18 protein-coding genes are annotated in these 18,369 nt (G+C 75.6%); 7 read left to right on the top strand and 11 right to left on the bottom strand.

The window, feature by feature from the left end; all coding sequences use genetic code 11:
• Nucleotides 1–32 precede the first annotated feature (32 nt).
• Complete coding sequence (locus tag ACGF5T_RS05245; RefSeq protein WP_366766498.1) at nt 33–215, bottom strand: hypothetical protein; 183 nt, start codon at nt 213–215, stop codon at nt 33–35.
• A gap of 114 nt (nt 216–329) precedes the next feature.
• Between ACGF5T_RS05245 and ACGF5T_RS05240 the strand changes: the two genes are divergently transcribed.
• The gene (locus tag ACGF5T_RS05240; protein WP_356602468.1) at nt 330–1,679 is read left to right on the top strand and encodes a helix-turn-helix transcriptional regulator; all 1,350 of its coding nucleotides are present in this window, start codon (nt 330–332) and stop codon (nt 1,677–1,679) included.
• A 75-nt stretch (nt 1,680–1,754) separates the two neighbouring features.
• A complete protein-coding gene (locus ACGF5T_RS05235; protein WP_392886939.1) occupies nt 1,755–2,480 on the top strand; it encodes a GAF and ANTAR domain-containing protein in 726 nt (241 codons plus the stop codon).
• A gap of 83 nt (nt 2,481–2,563) precedes the next feature.
• Here the strand turns inward: ACGF5T_RS05235 and ACGF5T_RS05230 are convergent, their stop codons facing one another.
• From ACGF5T_RS05230 to ACGF5T_RS05205, 6 genes are all read right to left on the bottom strand, one after another.
• The gene (locus ACGF5T_RS05230; RefSeq protein WP_366766497.1) at nt 2,564–3,364 is read right to left on the bottom strand and encodes a hypothetical protein; all 801 of its coding nucleotides are present in this window, start codon (nt 3,362–3,364) and stop codon (nt 2,564–2,566) included.
• Nucleotides 3,365–3,500: 136 nt separating this feature from the next.
• Entirely contained in the window at nt 3,501–5,171 is a 1,671-nt protein-coding gene (locus ACGF5T_RS05225) for a glycoside hydrolase family 13 protein (protein ID WP_366766496.1), read from the bottom strand.
• 115 nt (nt 5,172–5,286) lie between these two features.
• Complete coding sequence (locus ACGF5T_RS05220; RefSeq protein ID WP_366766495.1) at nt 5,287–6,264, bottom strand: nucleoside hydrolase; 978 nt, start codon at nt 6,262–6,264, stop codon at nt 5,287–5,289.
• Nucleotides 6,265–6,362: 98 nt separating this feature from the next.
• Nucleotides 6,363–6,734 (bottom strand): DUF6479 family protein, encoded by a 372-nt coding sequence (locus tag ACGF5T_RS05215; RefSeq protein ID WP_356602458.1) that lies wholly within the window; start codon nt 6,732–6,734, stop codon nt 6,363–6,365.
• 117 nt (nt 6,735–6,851) lie between these two features.
• Complete coding sequence (locus tag ACGF5T_RS05210; RefSeq protein WP_356602456.1) at nt 6,852–7,730, bottom strand: serine hydrolase; 879 nt, start codon at nt 7,728–7,730, stop codon at nt 6,852–6,854.
• A gap of 61 nt (nt 7,731–7,791) precedes the next feature.
• Nucleotides 7,792–8,724, bottom strand: coding sequence for a LysR family transcriptional regulator (locus tag ACGF5T_RS05205; RefSeq protein WP_366766494.1), 933 nt, complete (start codon nt 8,722–8,724; stop codon nt 7,792–7,794).
• 115 nt (nt 8,725–8,839) lie between these two features.
• On the opposite strand from ACGF5T_RS05205, the gene ACGF5T_RS05200 reads away from it, so the two are divergent.
• Nucleotides 8,840–9,847, top strand: a complete 1,008-nt coding sequence (locus ACGF5T_RS05200; RefSeq protein WP_361016079.1) for a dienelactone hydrolase family protein — start codon at nt 8,840–8,842, stop codon at nt 9,845–9,847.
• Between the two features lie 364 nt (nt 9,848–10,211).
• On the top strand, nt 10,212–11,846 hold the full coding sequence (locus tag ACGF5T_RS05195) for a penicillin-binding transpeptidase domain-containing protein (protein WP_356602450.1): 1,635 nt from the start codon (nt 10,212–10,214) through the stop codon (nt 11,844–11,846).
• Between the two features lie 18 nt (nt 11,847–11,864).
• Here the strand turns inward: ACGF5T_RS05195 and ACGF5T_RS05190 are convergent, their stop codons facing one another.
• Nucleotides 11,865–13,049, bottom strand: a complete 1,185-nt coding sequence (locus ACGF5T_RS05190) for a cytochrome P450 (protein ID WP_356602448.1) — start codon at nt 13,047–13,049, stop codon at nt 11,865–11,867.
• A 123-nt stretch (nt 13,050–13,172) separates the two neighbouring features.
• Here ACGF5T_RS05190 and ACGF5T_RS05185 point away from each other — a divergent pair, with 123 nt between their 5' ends.
• Nucleotides 13,173–13,868 carry a helix-turn-helix domain-containing protein gene (locus ACGF5T_RS05185; RefSeq protein WP_356602446.1) on the top strand — a complete coding sequence of 232 codons (696 nt, stop codon included), beginning with the start codon at nt 13,173–13,175 and terminating at the stop codon, nt 13,866–13,868.
• Nucleotides 13,869–13,933: 65 nt separating this feature from the next.
• Here ACGF5T_RS05185 and ACGF5T_RS05180 read toward each other — a convergent pair whose 3' ends face one another.
• From ACGF5T_RS05180 to ACGF5T_RS05170, 3 genes are all read right to left on the bottom strand, one after another.
• A complete protein-coding gene (locus ACGF5T_RS05180; protein WP_356602444.1) occupies nt 13,934–14,221 on the bottom strand; it encodes a twin-arginine translocase TatA/TatE family subunit in 288 nt (95 codons plus the stop codon).
• A 75-nt stretch (nt 14,222–14,296) separates the two neighbouring features.
• The gene (locus ACGF5T_RS05175; protein ID WP_356602442.1) at nt 14,297–14,752 is read right to left on the bottom strand and encodes a tellurite resistance TerB family protein; all 456 of its coding nucleotides are present in this window, start codon (nt 14,750–14,752) and stop codon (nt 14,297–14,299) included.
• A gap of 88 nt (nt 14,753–14,840) precedes the next feature.
• Nucleotides 14,841–15,701, bottom strand: a complete 861-nt coding sequence (locus ACGF5T_RS05170) for a sporulation protein (protein ID WP_361012127.1) — start codon at nt 15,699–15,701, stop codon at nt 14,841–14,843.
• Nucleotides 15,702–15,986: 285 nt separating this feature from the next.
• Here ACGF5T_RS05170 and ACGF5T_RS05165 point away from each other — a divergent pair, with 285 nt between their 5' ends.
• Entirely contained in the window at nt 15,987–17,327 is a 1,341-nt protein-coding gene (locus tag ACGF5T_RS05165; RefSeq protein WP_361012124.1) for a hemolysin family protein, read from the top strand.
• Nucleotides 17,324–18,346 (top strand): hemolysin family protein, encoded by a 1,023-nt coding sequence (locus tag ACGF5T_RS05160; protein ID WP_356602436.1) that lies wholly within the window; start codon nt 17,324–17,326, stop codon nt 18,344–18,346. Before ACGF5T_RS05165 ends, ACGF5T_RS05160 begins: the two co-directional genes overlap by 4 nt.
• Nucleotides 18,347–18,369 lie beyond the last annotated feature (23 nt).

Here is an 18,369-nt window from a genome sequence, read left to right as displayed (position 1 = left end):
AGGGCCCGGTCGGCCCGGACGGCACGTCCGCTTCAGCGGGTGACGGTGACCAGCGAGTCCGTGACCGGGACCGTGCCCGGCTCCGTCGCGGGGGCCGGCGGGCGCGCGGTGTCCCCCGGCCCGGCGTTCGCGGCCAGCAGCAGGCAGGCCATGGCGGCCACGGCGGCGGCGAGGGCTCTGCCGTAGGGTCCGGCGGTGCGTGTGCGTACGGGCACGGTGTCCTCTGCGGGTGGTACGGGATGTTGTTGAGCGCGGTCAAGCGCGCTTAATCCGCGGTTTAACCTAGAGCCGGCGGAGTCGAACGGCAAGAGCCGCAGGGGGAGTTGGCAGTGGGGGACCGCGACGACCGGGAGACCATAGGACGCCGCGTGCAGCGGCTGCGGGCCGAGCGGGGGATGACCCAGCGCCAGCTCGCGGAACCGGCGTACACACCCGCGTACATCTCCACCCTGGAAGCCGGCCGCGTCCGCCCCTCGGACGACGCGCTGCGCCACCTCGCCGAACGGCTCGGCGTCGGCTACGAGGAACTGGCCACCGGGCGCCCGGCGCGGCTCGTCACCGGGCTGCGGCTCAGGCTCACCGAGGCGCGGCGCACGCTCGCCACCGGGGGCGCCGAGCAGGCGGCCGGGCAGTACGCCGAGCTGCTCGCCGAGGCCGAGGCGTACGCGTTGCCCGAGGAGCGGGCCGACGCGCTGCTCGGACTGGGCGAGTGCGCGGTGGAGACCGGCGAGCTGGTCGGCGCCCGGCAGTACTTCGAACGGGCCGAGGAGTGCCTCACCGACGCGGGCGCCCCCCTGCCCGCCCGGGTCCCCGCCCTGCGCGGACGGGCCCTCGCCCACTACCTCGCCGGTGAACTCCGGTACGCCGTCTACCTGCTGGAGTCCACCCTCGACGCGCTGAACCGCGGCGGCCTGCACGACCCCGACGCGCTGCTGCTGCTCTACGCCAGTGCCATCGGCCCGTACATGGACATGGGCGCGCACGCGCGCGCCGCCCAGGCCGCCGAGCTGGCCCTCGCCCTCGCGCCGCGGGCCGGCGACCCGGCGCTGGTGGCCCGCATGCACCGCTCCGTCGCCCGCACCCTGCTCGCCGAGGGCCGGCTGGAGGAGGCCGACGCCTCGCTGGCCAAGGCCGCCGAGCTGTACCGCACGCTGCAACTGAGCACCGAGCTGGCCAACTGCCACTGGATGCGCGGCTACGTCTGCGCGCAGAACGGCGAACTCCCGCGGGCCGAGGAGGAGATGCGGGAGGCCCTCGGCATGCTCTCCGCCACCCGCGCCGCCCTCTACAGCAGCCAGGTCGCCGTCGAACTGGCCGACGTACTGCACCGGCGCGGCAAGTCCGAGGAGGCCGCCGCCCTGCTGCACGGGGTGCTGGACGACCTCTCCTCCGAGCGCGGTGCCGTGCACGCCGCGGGCGCGCACCGGCTGCTCGGCATCATCGCCGAGGACGCCCGGGACACCGAGGCGGCCGAGGAGCACTACGTCCGCGCCCTCAGCCTGCTGGAGCGCGCGGGCGCCGCCGGTGACCTGGCCGACCTGTGCCGGCTGCTGGGGGATCTGCTGCGGCGCACCGGCCGGGTGGAGGCGGCCCTCGACGCCTACCGCACCGGCCTCGGGCACCGCACGGCACCCGGCACGACCACCCTCGGCCCGGCCCCCGCCCAGCCGCCCCTGTAGCGGGGCCGGGGGCTCGGTTTTGCCCGGTCGGGCAGGGGTAACCGGGTCTGCGGCCGCTCTTGAGCGAAGGAGGCGGTGCGTGTGCGGCCCAGCGACGGAGCCTGGTGGCCCTCGGACGGTTCACGCGCCGCCGAGGTGATCGCCGCCCGCGTGCGGGGTGCCCCGCCCGGCGAGGTGCCGGGCCGGCTGTGCGAGGCGGTGCTGGGGTTGCTGCCGGTGAGCGGCGCCAGCGCGTCGTTGCGCAGCGCGGGCGTACCGGTGCGGCTGTGTGCCACGGGTGACCGGGCGTCGTACCTGGCGGAGATCCAGGCCACGCTGGGGGACGGACCGTGTGTGAGCGCGGCCGAGTCGGGCGCGCCGGTGCTGGCCCGTGACCTGACGGCCGGCGCCGACGCCGGCCGGTGGCCCGTCTACGCCCAGCAGGCCACGGCGGCCGGCGTCCGGGCGGTCTACGCGCTGCCGCTGGGCAACGACTCGGCGTGCCTGGGCACCCTCGACCTGTACCGCGACTCCCCCGGCGGGCTGACCGGCCCGCAGCTGGCCACGGCACGCCTGGTGGCCGGCGCCATGACGGTGGCGCTGATGGCGCTGCCGCGCGGGGAGGGTGCCTGGCTGGACGAGCTGGCGGGCGACCACGACGAGGTGTACCGGGCCGTCGGCATGATCATGGCCCGGTTGGGCGTCGGCGCCGACGAGGCCCTGGCCCGGTTGCGCGCCGACGCGTTCGCCCGGGGCCGCAGCGCCTACGAGGCGGCCCGCGACATCACCACCCACCGACACCGCTTCGACCCCGACGACTAGGGCCCCGACGCCGCATCGCCGCCGATGGCCGGCGCCCGGCCCCGTCACCCGCTGCCCGGCACCGGCACCGGCACCGGTAGCGCTCAGACCTGCGCCCGCCCCTGCCGCCGGACCTCCGTCAGCCGCCGGACCCCGGCCTCCGCGGCCGTCCACGTGGCGTCGTCGTCGGGTTCGCCGAGGGTGCCGTTGGTGAGGCTGATCGCGTCGTCGCCGACGCGCACGGCGGCGAGGTCCACGGTGAGCACGCCACCCCCGGCGCCCACGGCGTCCGCGCTCCCGGTGTCCGCCGCCGGGACGCTCACCGTCACCCGCAGGCCCTGCCGGGCGTCCCCCGGCTCCGGCAGGGGCACGGAGGTGACCCGCACGTCCCGGGCGGCACCCCGCGCGGGCCGTGCCGTGAAGTGCCCGCAGGCGTCCGGCAGCGTCCCGAGCCAGGCCAGCGCACGGTCGATGTCGGCCGCGCGGTGCGAGGTGACCCGGTAGTGCAGCTGGGCCCCGCCCGCCGTGTCGTCCAGGGCGGCCGCGGCCCGCGGGGCGGTGGCGGAGCCGAACAGTTCCTCGGTGTAGAGGACGTCCAGCAGCCGCCGGCAGTCGGCCCGCTCGGTGGTGGCCTTGAGGACCCCGTCCCGCCAGGTCGCGGCGCCCCGCGTCGGCTCCCAGGCCTCCCCCAGGTCGGCCTCCGTGATCAGGGCCTCCCGGGCCTGCCCCCGGGTGAGCACGGGCGGCACGGCGGGCGACGGGAGCGCGGCCGGGGACCGGGTGGCCGCCGGCGCGGTGCGGGCCGGCCGGTCCCCGTGCCGCCCGCCGCCGGCGCAGGCGGCCGCCGTCAGCGCCAGCGCCGCCGAGAGCGCGCACGCGAGCGGGGGCCGGACGGCGTGCTGCATGGGCGTGCCTCCTGGAGGGCCGGGCGAGCGGCCCTCCAGGACCGGTCGCACCCTCCACGGCACCACCGCCCCCGCCCCGCCACCAGCGTGCGGGGCCGTCCGGGTGAGGCGGGGACGGGCGGGCCCGGGGGAGCGTCTAGCGTCCCAGCCACACCGTCGTGTCCGGGCCCAGGCGGCCGTCGTCCAGGGGCGCGCTGCTCAGCAGGACCTCTCCGGCCGGCAGGTCGACCGTCGTACCGGAGAGATTGGTGACGCAGCGCCAGGTGTCGGTGCGGTCGAACTGCAGCACCCCCGCCGGAACGTCGTCCGCCCAGGTCAGCTCCTCGCCGTCGAGCAGCTTGCGGCGCAGGCGCAGGGCCGTGCGGTACAGCTCCAGGGTCGAGCCCTCCACCCCGTCCTGGGCCTGGACGGCGTACGAGGCGAAGTCCGGGGGCTGCGGCAGCCACGCCCCGCCCGAGCCGAAGCCGTACGACGGTCCGCCGGTCGTCCACGGCAGCGGCACCCGGCAGCCGTCGCGGCCCTTGCGGACGTGCCCGGTCTGCTCCCAGATCGGGTCCTGGAGCACCTCGGTGGGCAGGTCGGCCACCTCGGGCAGCCCCAGCTCCTCGCCCTGGTAGACGTACGCCGATCCGGGCAGCGCCAGCATCAGCAGCGTCGCGGCGCGGCCCCGGCGCAGCCCGGCCCGCCGGTCGGCCTCCGGTGCGTGGCCGCCGGACAGCAGCCAGGCGTCGGTGTCGGTACCGGGCGGCAGGACCAGGCGGGTGGCGTGCCGCACCACGTCGTGGTTGGAGAGCACCCAGGTCGCCGAGGCGCCGGCGGCGCGGGCGTCGGCCAGCGAGCCGGTGATGATCTCGCGCAGCTCGGTCGCGTCCCAGCCGCCCTGGAGGTACTCGAAGTTGAAGGCCTGCCCCAGCTCGTCCGGGCGGGCGTACAGCGCGCGCCGGGCACCCGGCACCCAGGCCTCGGCCACCGCCATCCGGGGCGGGGAGTAGGCGTCCAGGATCTTGCGCCAGTCCCGGTACACCTCGTGCACGTCGTCGCGGTCGTAGAACGGGTGGGTGCCCGGGGCGAACTCCGCGAGCGCGGCCTCGCTGCTCAGCTCGGGGGAGCCGAGGTCGCGCAGCGGCTCGGTCAGGTCCTTGACCAGCGCGTGCGCCACGTCGACGCGGAAGCCGTCCACCCCCCGGTCGCACCAGAACTTCAGCGTGGTGCGGAAGTCGGCGCGGACCTGCTCGTTGTCCCAGTTCAGGTCGGGCTGCTCGGGGGTGAACAGGTGCAGGTACCACTGCCCGTCGTGCACCCGCCGCCAGGCGCTGCCGCCGAAGACGGACTGCCAGTCGGTGGGCGGCAGCTCCCCGTGCTCACCGCGGCCGTCGCGGAAGACGTACCGGTCGCGGGCGGCGGATCCGGGGCCCGCGTCCAGGGCCTCGCGGAACCAGGCGTGCCGGTGCGAGGTGTGGTTGGGGACGAGGTCGACGATGACCTTGAGGCCCAGCCGGTGGGCCTCGGCGGCCATCGCGTCGAAGTCGTCCAGGGTGCCCAGGCGCGGGTCGACGTCGCGGTAGTCGTCGACGTCGTAGCCACCGTCGGCGAGTTCGGAGGGGTAGAACGGGCTGAGCCACAGGGCGTCGACGCCCAGGGTGGCCAGGTGGGTCAGGCGCTGGGTGATGCCGCGCAGGTCGCCGAGCCCGTCTCCGTCGGCGTCGGCGAAGCTGCGGGGGTAGACCTGGTAGATGACGGCCTGCCGCCACCAGTTGGGGTCCTTGGACGACAGGTCGGGCGTGCTGGTGGTGGGGCGGACGGTCACGCGGTCTCCTTCGCGGTGCGTGCGGGCGACAGGAACAGGTCTGTCCACATCACCCGAAAAGTGAACCCGCGCGAAGGAGCGACGCGCCGTCTCCCGCGCGCCTCCCTGCTCGTCCCTACCGGTCCTTGCGCTCGACCGTGCTCAGGTACAGCTCCACGTACCGCGCCACATCCACGTCCAACGCCACGTCCACCAGGGGCTGTTCGCGTGTGCCCTCGTGCAGTTCGGACTCGCCGGGGCGGACGCGGCGGTCGACGAGGGTCTGCCCGCGGGCCGGACCCGGCGCGAGGCACACCTCGACGGGCAGCCGGTGGGTGGTCAGTCCCTCCGGATCGATCACGGCGCAGACCGCGCCGGCGTCGCCGAGCCCGCCCCCGGGGTCCGTCTCGTCGATGGCCGGACCGCGGTGGGCGAGCAGCTCGCCGGCGAGCCGGGTGCCGGGCTCGGCGCTCGCGCGCAGGCGGCGCACGTCCGGCCCCGGGACGATCACCCGCTGGAACACGTCCAGGCCGTACATCGTGATCGGCACCCCGGCGGTGAGCAGGATCGCGGCGGCCTCCGGATCGTGCCAGACGTTGAACTCGGCGACCGGTGTGGCGTTCCCGGTGGCCACCGCCCCGCCCATGAACACGATCCGCTCGATGTTGCCGGTCACCTCCGGGTGGGTGCGCAGCAGCAGCGCGATGTTGGTCGCCGGGGCGGTGGGGATCAGCGTCACCGGCCGGGGGGAGGCGAGGATCTCCCGGCGCAGCAGGCTCACCGCGTCCAGGTCGACCGGGGCGCGGGTCGGCGCGGGCAGTCCGAGGTCGCCCATGCCGTCCCGCCCGTGCACGTGACGGGCGGTGCGCACGCCCTCGATCAGCGGCCGCTCGGCGCCCCGGGCGACGGGGACGTCGGGGGCTCCGGCCTGCTCCAGCACGGTCAGGGTGTTCCGGACGACCCCCTCCACGTCCGTGTTGCCGGCCACGCAGGTGACGGCGCGCAGGTCGAGCCCCGGGTGGCGGACCGCCAGCAGCAGGGCCAGGGCGTCGTCGATGCCGGTGTCGCAGTCGACGATCACCGGGATGGGCGGCCGGCCGGGGTCGGTCGTCACGGTGGGAGCTCCTCGGGGTCGGCGGGGACGAGGGTCCCCGCGACCCTACGCGGGCTCCCCCGCCTTCCCCCGGTCCGGGCCCGCGCCGCCGGCCCGGGTCACACGTGCCCCGATCCGCCGCTGCCGAAGGCGCCGCTGGATCCCGGCAGCCAGCGTCGGCGGTTCTGGTCCTCGCCCCGGCGGCTGCCCGAGTGGTGGAGCTCGTACGGCATGAGCCGTGGGCTCCCGTCGGCCGCGAGCGGGATCTCGTCCGGCTCCCGCATCTCCCGTTCCTCGTGGACGGCGCCGGTCTCGGGGAGCTTGCCGTGCTCGTCGGCGTGGGGGCGTTCGGGTTCCCGCTCCATGACGCCAAGACCCATGCGTACGGCCCAGATCAGCGCTCCCACGATCACCAGCCCGCCGATGAAGGCCACCGTCATGTTCACCGCGTGCGAGGACGCGGCCAGCAGTTCATACGTTGCCGTACTCATGTTCTGATTATGTACCCCCAAATGAGATAAAGCGCCAGGAATGCCCGATTGCTCCCCGGGTCGGCCGCCGTGCCCGGGGCCCGCCGTGCCCGAGGCCCCGCCGCCCGGCCCGCCGCCTCAGGGGGCTCGCAGTGCGTCGACCGCGATCCGGGCCGCCGTGCCGATCACCGCGTCCGCCGCCGGGAGCGTGGCCGCCGTCTGCGCGGTGCGGGTGAAGACGGCCACGGCGTAGCGGCCGCCGTCGGGGTACTCGACGACGCCGACCTCGTTGCGCAGGGTCGGCAGGGTGCCGGTCTTGCCGGCCACGTGGACGTCGTCGAAGGGGAAGCCCGAGGCCAGGCGGTGCGGCCACACCTGGAGGCCCATGATGCGGCGCATGGCGGCGCCGTACTCGGGCGGGCAGGCCTCGTCCCGCCAGAGGGCGCGGAGCAGGCGGGTCATGTCGCGGGGGGTGCTGCGGTTGGTGCGGGCCGGGTCCAGGGCGCGCAGTCGGCTGATGACGTGCGGGTCGGTCAGCCCCCGGGCACCCGCCGGCCCGGCGTCCTCGCGCATGGTGCCCAGCATCGCGCCGAAGCCGTGCACCGCCCGGGTACGGGTGAGGCCGAGCCGGGCCGCGGTGGCGTTGACGGCGTCCAGCCCCACCCGGTCCAGCAGCAGGTCGGCGGCGGTGTTGTCGCTGACGGACATCATCAGGAACGCCGCGTCGCGCAGCGACAGCCGGACCGGGTCGAGCATGGCCGCGAGCCCGGTGGGCCCCGGAGTGCGCCCGGCCGGCGGGCACTCCACCCGCTCGGTCAGCTCCAGTGCCCCGGCCGCCGCCAGCTCGTGCAGCGTCACCAGGACGCACACCTTGTGGACGCTGGCCGTGCACACCGGCTGGTCCGACCCGGCCCCGACCTGAGCCCCGGAGTCGATGTCCACGGCGTGCAGCCAGCCGGTGACCCCGGCATCGGCGAAGGCCGCGTGCAGCCGGCCGAGGGCGGCGGTGTCGGTCATGGCCGGTCCTCCGGTGCCGGGCGGGGACGCGCGGGCCGACGGCCCGGGGAGGCGGTGTCGTTCACAGCCAGAACTCCGATGCCGGGCGAAGGTGCAGTGGCCGGGCGGGCGCCTCGGCGCGGGCGTCGGCCGTGGCGCGCAGGGCGTGCGTGGCCGCGTCCGCGAAGGCGCCGACGGCGGTGTCGCCGCGCCCCTTGGGCCACGCCACGGAGTGCCGCCAGGCCGGCGCGGCCCCCGCCAGCGGACGCCAGACCAGATCCCCCTCGGCGGCCGTCGCGAGGTGGGTGTCGCGGGGACCGAGGGCGACGGCGCCGGCCGACAGCACCAGGCCGCGGACGAAGCTGGCGCCCTGGCCGTGCCGTACGGCGGCGGGGGTCCAGCCGCCCCGCGCGCAGGCGGTGAGCAGGTCGTCGTAGACCGCGGGGGCGTGGGCGCGCGGGAAGAGGACCAGGTCGTAGCCGTCGAGGGCGGCGAGCGGCACCTCGTCCAGCTCCGCCTCGGGGGCGCCGCGCGGCAGTACCACCCCGAGGTCGCGGCGCAGGACCGGGCCGAGTTCGAGACCGGTGACGTCGCACGGGTGGTGGACGATGCCGACGTCCAGCTCACGGGCGGCGAAGGCGGTCAGCTGCTCGGCGGTGGACAGCTCGTGCAGTTCCAGGTGCAGGCCGGCGTGCAGGCGCCGGAAGTCCGCCAGCAGCGCGGCGACGGTCTCGCCCGACAGGTCGGGGGACAGGGCGGCGCGCAGCAGGCCGGTCTCGCCGTCCCGGATGCGGCGCGCGGCGGTCAGGAAGGACTCGGAGCGGTCGAGCAGCGCACGGGCCTCGGCGAGCAGCAGGGTGCCCGCCTCGGTGATCGTCACCTGCCGGCTGGTGCGCTCGAAGAGCCGGACGCCCAGCTCCTCCTCCAGCCGCCGGATGCGCTGCGACAGCGGTGGCTGGGCCATGCCGAGACGGGCCGCGGCACGCCCGAAGTGTGACTCTTCTGCAACAGCCACGAAGCACTCCAGGTGCCGCACCAGGTCCACGACCAGTAATCATATCGAGCATTGATCGATCCGACATCCATATGAATCTTGGACAAGGGCGTGCCGGGGTTGCTCTCCTCGGGGCATGCGCTCCCTCCGCGACCTCGCGCTCCGCCCCCGCCGGTGGCCCGGCGCGCTCGCCCTCGTCCTCGCCCTCCCGCTGGCCGGCTGTGCCGGGGACGCCGGACGCCCGGATCCGGCGCCACCGGCGAGCGGCCCGTCCCGGTCCGGCGCGACGGCGGGCTCCGTGCCGGACGTCCGCGCCCGGCTGAAGGTCGGCGGCGACACCCGCGAGTACCTCCTGCACCGGCCCGCCGACGGTGCCGGCGGCGGCCCGAGGCCGCTCGTCATCGCCTTCCACGGGCGCGGCGCCGACGCGGCCGAGCTGCGCGAGAAGAGCAGGCTGGAGAAGGCCGCCGGGGCGCGCGGCATGCTGGTCGCCTACCCCGAGGGCCTCGACCGGGGCTGGGGCGCGGGCACGCGGGCCACCGAACGCCGTCCGGACCCGGACCTCGACGTGCGGTTCACCGAGGCACTGGTCGAGCAGCTGGTCCGCGCCGAGCGGGCCGACCCCGAGCGCGTCTACGTCACCGGCTTCTCCAACGGCGGCTCGATGGCGCTGCGCGTGGCCGCCCAGCGGCCCGGCCTGGTGGCCGCGGCGGCCTCGGTCTCCGGCCAGCTCCCCGCGGGCGCCGCCGGGATCGAACCCACGGGGCGCGTCCCCGTCATGGTCGTCTACGGCGCCGACGACCCGGTGCGCCCGCTCGCGGGGTGGCCCTCCCCTCCGCCGGACCCCGAGGAGCCGATCCTTCCCAGCCTGTCGGCCCGGGACAGCGCGGAGGCGTTCGCCGCCGCGGGGGGTGCCGGCGAGCCCGCCACGCAGGAGAGGAGGGGCTACGACCGTACGGTGTGGCCCCTCGACGCGGCCCCGCGCTCCGGGCGTGCGGCGGCCACCGTGCAGCTCCTCGTCGTCCACGACGCCGGCCACACCTGGCCGGGCTCGGACGTCACCCCGCCCCGGGGCTTCGGCCCGACCAGCCAGGCCCTGGACGCCACCGACACGATCCTCGACTTCTTCACCACCGCCCCCTGAAGCGCTCCACCGGCCCACGGCCCACCGGCACCGGCCCACGGCCACCGGCACCGGCCCACGGCCACCGGTTCCTCCACCGCTGTCGCCACCGGCCCGGCCCGGCTCGGGCAGGGCGCGGGCCCGGCGCCGCGCTCCCTCGAACCGGGCGGCCGAAACCGCCCGCCCCCGAGCGCACGCGAAACCCGCCCGCCCCGAGCCCTCCCCCGGACCCCGCCCGCCCCGAGCCCTCCGCTCCCGGACCCCGCCCGCCCCGAGCCCTCCGCTCCCCGGACCCCGCCCGTCCCGAGCGCCCGGCTCCCCGGACCCCGCCCGCCCCGAGCGCCCGGCTCCCCGGACCCCGCCCGCCCACAGACAAGGACCCGCCATGCCGGACACCCCTCACCTCACCTCCCCCCGCCGTCGTGGGCCGCGCAACGGTGTACGAGCCGTCGCCGCCGTGGGGGTCGTGCTCGCGCTCGCCGCCGGCGGTTCGTACGCGACCGGCCTCGGCCCCTTCGCACCCGGCGACGACGGCCCCGACCCCGCCGCGACGAAGCAGGCCCGTGCCTTCCTCGCCGACTGGGCCGCCGGACGTCTGCCGAGCGCGGCCGCCCGCACCACCAGACCCGACACCGCACAGGAGGTGCTGCGGAGCTTCACCGCGGGCCTCGACATCGGCAAGCCGCGGCTGACGGCGTCCGGGGAGGCGAGGGAGGCCGAGGACGGCACCCTCGGCATCCCCTTCACCGCCCGGATGCCGATCACCGGCCTGGGCACCTGGACGTACGAGTCGCGGCTGCCGCTGCGCGAGCAGGACGACGGCAGCTGGAAGGTGGACTGGCGGCTGTCCCTGGTCCACCCGCGGCTGAGCGAGACGGAGAAGTTCCGGCTGGAGCGCGAGGAGACGACCCCGCCCGAGGTCACCGACCGGAAGGGCACCTCCCTCTCGGGCGGCGGGTACCCCTCGCTGGCCCCGCTCCTGGGCCCGCTGGCGGGCGGCGCCGACGGCGGACCGCGCGGCGCGGTCGAGCTGATCGACCGGGCCACCGGTGAGACCGTGCGCACCGAGGCGTCCTTCGGCGAGAAGCCCGACCCGGCGACGGCCGGCCGGCCCGTCCGCACCACCCTGGACGCCACCTGGCAGTCCGCCGCCGAACGGGCCCTCGGCGAGGCCGGCGGCAAGAACGCCTCCCTCGTCGCCCTGCGCGTCGACAACGGCGAGGTCCTCGCCCTCGCCAACTCCCCCGCCGGCGGCTTCAACCGCGCCGCCTCCGGCACCTACGCGCCCGGCTCCACCTGGAAGATCGTCACCAGCACCGCCCTGCTCCTCAAGGGGGCCGTCGCGCCCGACGACGTCGTGGACTGCCCCAAGTACCTGACGGTCGGCAAGGAGTTCCACAACGTGGAGACGTCCGAGCACCCGGGCGCCACGTTCCGCAAGGACTTCACGGAGTCCTGCAACACCGCCTTCATCAGCCTGCGCGGCGAACTCGACGACGGGGAGCTGGGCGAGGTGGCCCGTACCCACTTCGGTGTCGGCCAGGAGTGGCACATCGGCATCCCGACGTACGACGGCTCCGTGCCGGTGCCGAAGGACGAGACGGAGAAGGCCGCGTCGATGATCGGGCAGGGCCGGGTCCAGGCCAACCCGCTGATCATGGCGTCGGTGACGGCCACCGCGGTCTCCGGCGAGTTCCACCAGCCGTCCGTCACCGCCGGGAACGAGGACGTGACCCGCACCGAACCGCTCCCCGACGAGGTCGTCACCCGGGTGCGCGAGCTGATGCGCGCCACCGTGACCGACGGCACCGCGCGCGTTCTGGCCGACCTGCCCGGCGAGGTCGGCGCGAAGACCGGCACCGCCGAGGTCTCCGACGACCAGGACAACAACGGCTGGCTCGTCGCCCACCGCGGCAACGTGGCGGTGGCCGTCGTCGTCGAGGAGGGCGTCACCGGTGGCGGCTCGGCGGGCCCGGTCATGCGCAGCCTGCTCTCCGCCGTACCGGGGGACCCGTCCTGAGCCCGGCCGCCGCGTGTCTCAGCCGAGGCGCACCGGCAGTTCCGCCAGGCCCCGCAGCAGGGTGCCGGTGCGCCAGGTGAGCGTCGCCGGGTCGGTGGCCAGGGCGAGCGAGGGGTGCCGCCGCAGGAGCAGCCGTACGGCGACGGCGGCTTCGACGCGGGCCAGCGGGGCGCCGAGGCAGTGGTGGAGGCCGTGCCCGAAACCGAGGTGGCCCGCGGCCCGGCGGCCGATGTCGAAGCGGTCGGGGTCGGGGAAGTGGCCGGGGTCGCGGGAGGCGGCGGCGAGGGAGACGAGCACCGAGTCGCCGGCCGCGATCCGGGTGCCCGCCAGCTCCAGGGGCTCGGCGGCGAACCGGAACGCGGCCGAGTGGACCGGGGAGTTGAACCGCAGCGACTCCTCGACGGCGCCCTCCGTCAGGCCCGGGTCGGCCCGCAGCCGGTCGAGCTGGTCGGGGTGGGTGAGGAGGCTGTGGACGGTGGCGGAGACCAGGTCGACGGTCGTCTCGTGTCCGGCGACGAGGATGAGGAAGGCCATGCCGAGCAGTTCCTCGGCCGTGAGGCCACCGCTGTCCGCGGCGACGACCAGATCGCCGAGCAGCGTGTCGTCCGGGGTGCGGCGCTTGCGGCCGGTCAGATCGGTGAGGTAGCCGGTCAGTTCGCCGGCCGCCGCCGACGCCGCCTCCGCGGAGCTGGGCACGACCAGCTCGTGCGACCAGGCGTGGAAGCCTCCCCGGTCGGCCTCCGGGACGCCCAGCAGGTCGCAGATCACCGTGACGGGCAGTGGCAGCGCGTACCGGGCGACCAGGTCCGCCGTGCCCCGTCGCGGCAGCGCGTCCAGCAGCGCGTCCGCGACGCGCTCGACGCGGGGGCGCAGGGCGGCGATCCGGCCCGGCGTGAAGTGGCCCGCCACGAGCCGGCGCAGCCGGGTGTGCTGCGGAGGGTCGCTCTGCACCATGTTGCGGCCGATGGCGTGCCCGCCGTCGGTGTGCCAGGAAGCGGAGTGCCGGATGTCGTTGCGCAGGCGCGGATCGGTGAGCGCGGCCCGTGCCGCGTCGCGCGTCACGACCAGCCAGCTCTCCCCGCTCCCCGGTACCAGGACCCGGTGCACGGCGCCCTCGGCCCGCAGGGCGGCGAGGACGGCGTACGGGTCGGCCTCCGGGTCGTGTCCCGCGGGTGCCGGTTCGTCGAGGGGCGGCGCGGTCATGGGGCCTCCCGGTCCTGTCAAACGGGGAGTACTCCCCGTTTGTGGCCCCGACGATAGCATCGGCACCCGGAGCGCGGGGAGCAGTCCCCGGTTCACCGGACCCGTGGGATCAGGAGCGTGAGGATGACCGGCGGCGCACACGACGGAGCTCCCCGGCAGCGACGCGACGCGCGGCGCAACCGGGAGCTTCTGCTGGGGGCGGCCCACGAGGTGTTCACCGAGCAGGGGCTGGACGCGCCGCTGGACGTGATCGCCCGCCGGGCGGGGGTCGGCAACGCGACGCTCTACCGCCACTTCCCCACCCGCGCCGCGCTCGTGGACGCCGTGTTCCGGGACTCGCTGACGGGCACGATGGACGCCGGTGAGCGGGCCAGGAAGGCGTCGGACGCGTGGGCGGGCCTCACCGCCTACCTGGAGGTCGTCTTCGCCACCCTGGCCGCCGACCGCGGCACCAACGACCTCATGACCACGCGACTGCGGGGCGTCGACAGCCTGGAGGCCGTGCACGAGCACAACCGCCGGACCGTGGACTCACTGCTGTCCCGCTGCCGCGACGAGGGGACCGTCCGCCCCGACGTCACCACCGAGGACGCGCTGTTCGCGCTCGCGGCCCTCGGTCGTGCCGTCCCCGCCCTGACCGCCGCGACGGCCCCGGACGCCTGGCGCCGCCCCCTCGCCCTGCTCCTCGCCGGGCTGCGCACCGCACCGGCCGCACAGCCCCTGCCCGCACCGGCGCTCACCGCCGCCGCACTCGGCGACGCCCTGCGCGAGCTGGGCCCGCACCGCACCCGGGGCGGCGACGGGGAGACCGACGCGTGAGGTTCGTGCGCTGACGGGCTGACGGGCTGACGGGGGCTAGCGGGCTGACGGGCGGACGGATGCCGTCACGCCCGCGGGCCGCCCCGCTCTCCGGCCGCCGGACCGCCGTCCCCGGTGGCCCGGCCGTCCCGGCCGCCCCCGGTGTCCTCGCGCCGCACCGCCTCGCCCCGGATGACCCGGGGGCCCTCACCGTCCCGCTCCGGTGCCCGCTCCGCGTCCTTCATCTCCCTGGCCTCGGCCTTGAGGATGCGGGCCGACTTGCCCGCCGAGCGCGTCAGCTCGGGGAGCTTCCTGGCGGCGAGGACGGCTATGACGACGATGAGGATGATCGCGAGCTCGCTCAGTCCGAACACGGCACTTCCCTGGTGGACGTACGGTCGGGCCCGCGGCACGGGCCCCCACGGAATCTACGGCACGGCCGGCGCACGTCAGAGGTCGAACTCGTGCGGCGGCAGCCCCAGCGCGAAGCAGGCCTCGCGGACGACGGCCCGCTCGTCCTTGTCGAAGTCGCCGTCGGCGCCGCCGATCACGATCCCGATCTGCACCACCGCCCGTGCCTCGGCGGGCTTCTTCCTCGCCTTGGCGATCTCCTGGAGGATGCCGACCTTCCCGAAGGCGAAGTCGGCGGTGAGCTGGTCCAGGCAGTCCTCGAAGCGGCGGCGCAGATCGTCGGCGGGGAAGTTCCCCAGCACTTCGTTGGTCGAGATCAGCTGGGCCACCCGCCGCCGCTCCGACGCGTCGACGCTGCCGTCGGCCGCGGCGACCAGCGCGCACATCGCCATGCTCGCGTCGCGGAAGGCGCCGCTCTTGAGGTCGTTCTTCTTCGCCACGAGCTGCGTCTGCATCTGCGACGCGGACTCCTTGAAGCGGTCCCACAGGGCCATGAGCACTCCGTACGGGTCGGGAGGAGGGATCAGCGGGAGGAGGGATCCAGTCCCTCTACACATCTGTAGAAGTTACCAGCCCGCCGGGTCACCGGGTCCGCGCCGCGGACGGCTGCCCGGGTCCATGGCCGTACACGGCCTGGAATTCGTACGACGCCCGGTGCTCGACCAGCTCCCGGATCCAGCCGTCGACCAGGGTGGTCCAGCTCCGCGACCCGGCCGGCCCGTCGTGCGGGACGGTGAACCGGCTGAGGGCGTCGTGGCCGCCGGAGCGCGCGCCGCCGCGCTTGTCCGCCTCCAGCACCACCTCCAGGGCGCCGGGCACCGCGAGGAAGGTCAGCTCGACCTCCTCGATCTCGGCGTGGCCCCGGGGCGCGGCCAGCTCGATCTTGTGGCGGAAGGGCAGCCGCTGCCCGGTGCCGCCGACGCGGCCGTGCTCCAGGCCGGCGGAGCGCACGTCGAAGCCGAGCCGCCCGAGGGCCTCCAGGACGGCCTCCTGGGCCGGCAGGGGCGCCACGGCCAGCGGGACCGGGTCACCCGTGTCCGCGGCACCGGCGACCACCAGCTCGGCGCGCACGCCGAGCGCCGCGCCCGGGTGCCGGCCGTGCGACCCGGTGACCGGCGTCTCCCAGGGCAGCGGCAGCGAGAAGGGCACGCCGCACCGCTCGCCCGCGGCTGCCCGGAAGGGCCCGCCGACGACGCGGTGCTCGAACACGACCGCACCCCCGGGGCCCCGGCCCCCGTCCTCGTCGCCGGCCTCGGCGGGCCCGTCCCCGACGTGGGCCACCAGCTCCAGCGCGACGTGCTCGACGTCCTGGCCGGCGGTGCCGCCGACGAGGTCGACCCGGCCCGACAGCACGCCCCCCGGCCGGACGGTGCCCGGATCGAGGACCGGGACGGCCGTGGGCCCGCCCACGCCGAGGGGACCGGGCGGCCGCTTGAACACCATCGAGGCGTGCACTCCTTCACGTCGGTGTGGGGAACGTCCATGCGGGGAACAACCGGAGGCATCCGACTGTTCTCTACAGGCGAGTAGAAGCTTAGGGGTCCGAGGACTCCCTGTCGTTTTGCTCGTCCTTTACCATGAGAAAGAACCCTCGGGCGCCCGGCAGGTACCGGCGCCCGCCGACCCCGTTAAGGAGTCCCGTTCCGTAATGGAGCCTCCCAGTACCGGCCGTGCCACGGCCGGCCCGCAGTTCCCCCGGTACACGCGTGAGGGAAGCGGGGTGGCACGGTGACCGAGGTCCTGCTGCTCCTGCTGGCCCTCCTGCTCACCCTGGCCTGCGCCGTCTTCGTCGCCGCCGAGTTCTCCCTCACCACCGTCGAGCGCGGTGACCTGGAGCGTGCGGCGGAGTCGGGCGAGCGCGGTGCCGACGGCGCCCTGAAGGCCGTCCGGTCCCTGACCCTCCAGCTCTCCGGCGCCCAGCTCGGCATCACCGTGACCTCCCTGGTCATCGGCATGCTGGCCGAACCGTCGATCGCCGTGCTGCTGCGCGGCCCGCTGACGGACATCGGCCTGGGCGGTGCCGCCTCGACGGTGGCGACCGTGCTCGGCGTGGTCCTGTCCACCGTCGTGCTGATGGTCGTCGGCGAGCTGGTCCCGAAGAACTGGGCGATCTCCCGCCCGCTGGCCGTCGCGAAGGTCGTCGCGGGCCCGCAGCGCGGCTTCACCACCGCCTTCGGCCCCTTCATCCGGCACCTGAACAACACGGCGAACCGCTTCGTACGCCGCTTCGGCCTGGAACCGGCCGAGGAGCTGGCGTCCGCCCGCAGCCCCGAGGAACTCGTCGCCCTCGCCCAGCACTCGGCCGCCGAGGGCGCCCTGGAGGCGGACTCCGCCGAGCTGTTCGTGCGCACCCTGCACCTGAGCGAGCTGACCGCGGAGAACGTCATGACCCCGCGCGTGGACGTCAAGGCGCTGGAGACCCACGCCACCGCCGCCGACGCCGCGAACCTCTCGCACGCCACCGGCCTCTCCCGCTTCCCGGTCTACCGGGACAGCCTCGACGAGGTCGTCGGCACCGTGCACATCCGCGACGTGCTGGCCCTGGAGCCGGACCGGCGTGCCGCCACCCCCGTCACCGAGCTGGCCACCGCGCCGCTGCTGGTGCCGGACAGCCTGCCCGCCGACCGCCTCCTGGAGCGCATGCGCTCCACCCGCACCATGGCCGTCGTCATCGACGAGTACGGCGGCACCGCGGGCGTGGCGACCGTCGAGGACATCGTGGAGGAGGTCGTCGGCGAGGTCCGCGACGAGCACGACCCGGTCGAGATACCGGACCTGCTGCCCGCTCCCGCGGAGTCCGACGGCCGCGCGGCCTGGGAGGCCGACGGCTCGCTCCGCCTGGACCGGCTCGCCCGGATCGGCCTCACCGCCCCGGACGGGCCGTACGAGACCCTGGCCGGCCTGGTCGCCACCCACCTGGCGCGCATCCCGGCCAAGGGCGACGTCATCGACCTGGACGGCTGGCGCCTGGACGTCCTCGACGTCGAGCACCACCGCGCCGACCGCCTGCGGGTCACCGCGCCCGCGTCGGTCCCGTCGGCCGACCGTGAGCCGGAGGTGGCCCGATGACCGCCGTACAGCTCTTCATCGGCGCGCTGACCCTGATCACCAACGCGTTCTTCGTCGGCGCCGAGTTCGCCATGATCTCCGTACGCCGCAGCCAGATCGAGCCGCGCGCGAAGACGGGCGACAAGCGCGCCCGGATGACCCTGTGGGGCCTGGAACACATCTCCGCGATGATGGCCACCGCCCAGCTGGGCATCACCGTCTCCTCGCTGGTGCTCGGCGCGGTCGCGGAACCGGCCATCGCGCACCTGATGGAGCCGGTGTTCGAGGCGGTGCACATGCCGCACGCGCTGGTCCACCCGATCGCCTTCGCGATCGCGCTGGCCCTGGCGACGTACCTGCACATGCTGATCGGCGAGATGATCCCGAAGAACATCGCGCTGGCCGCCCCGGCGACCACGGCGATGGTCCTCGGTCCGCCGCTGGTCGCCCTGACCCGCGCGCTCAAGCCGTTCGTCTTCGGCATCAACGCCTTCGCCAACACCCTGCTCAAGCTGCTCCGGGTGGAGCCGAAGGACGAGGTCGACGCCGTCTTCACCGACGACCAGCTCGCCCGCATGGTGGTGGACGCCAGCGAGGCCGGACTGCTCACCCCGGCCGACGGCGAGCGGCTGCGCGACGCGCTGGAGCTGGGCACCCGCCCGGTCGGCGAGATCCTGGTCCCGGCCCAGAAGATGCGCACGGTCACCCACACGGTCACCCCGGCCGAGCTGGAGCGCCTGGCCGCCGAGGCGGGCTTCTCCCGCTTCCCGGTGACCGGCCCGGGCAACGCCGTCCTCGGCTACCTGCACATCAAGGACACGCTGGGCCGCACCGACCGGGAGGCGCCCTTCCCGCGCGCGGCGCTGCACCGCGTCACGCAGGTCCGCATCGACACCCCGCTGGACGACACCCTCACCGCCCTGCGCGCCGAGGACAGCCACCTGGCCGCGGTCACCGGCGAGACGGGCGCCGTGCTGGGCTTCGTGACGATGGAGGACGTCCTGACCGAGCTGGTGGGCCCGGCCGCGGTCACGTCGTGACCTGACCCGGGCCAAGGACACGC

The sequence above is a fragment of the Streptomyces sp. NPDC047853 genome, assembly GCF_043204535.1.
Taxonomy (GTDB): Bacteria; Actinomycetota; Actinomycetes; order Streptomycetales; family Streptomycetaceae; genus Streptomyces.
Note: the sequence above shows the minus strand (reverse complement) of the source record. Positions and strands in the feature narration are given on the sequence as shown.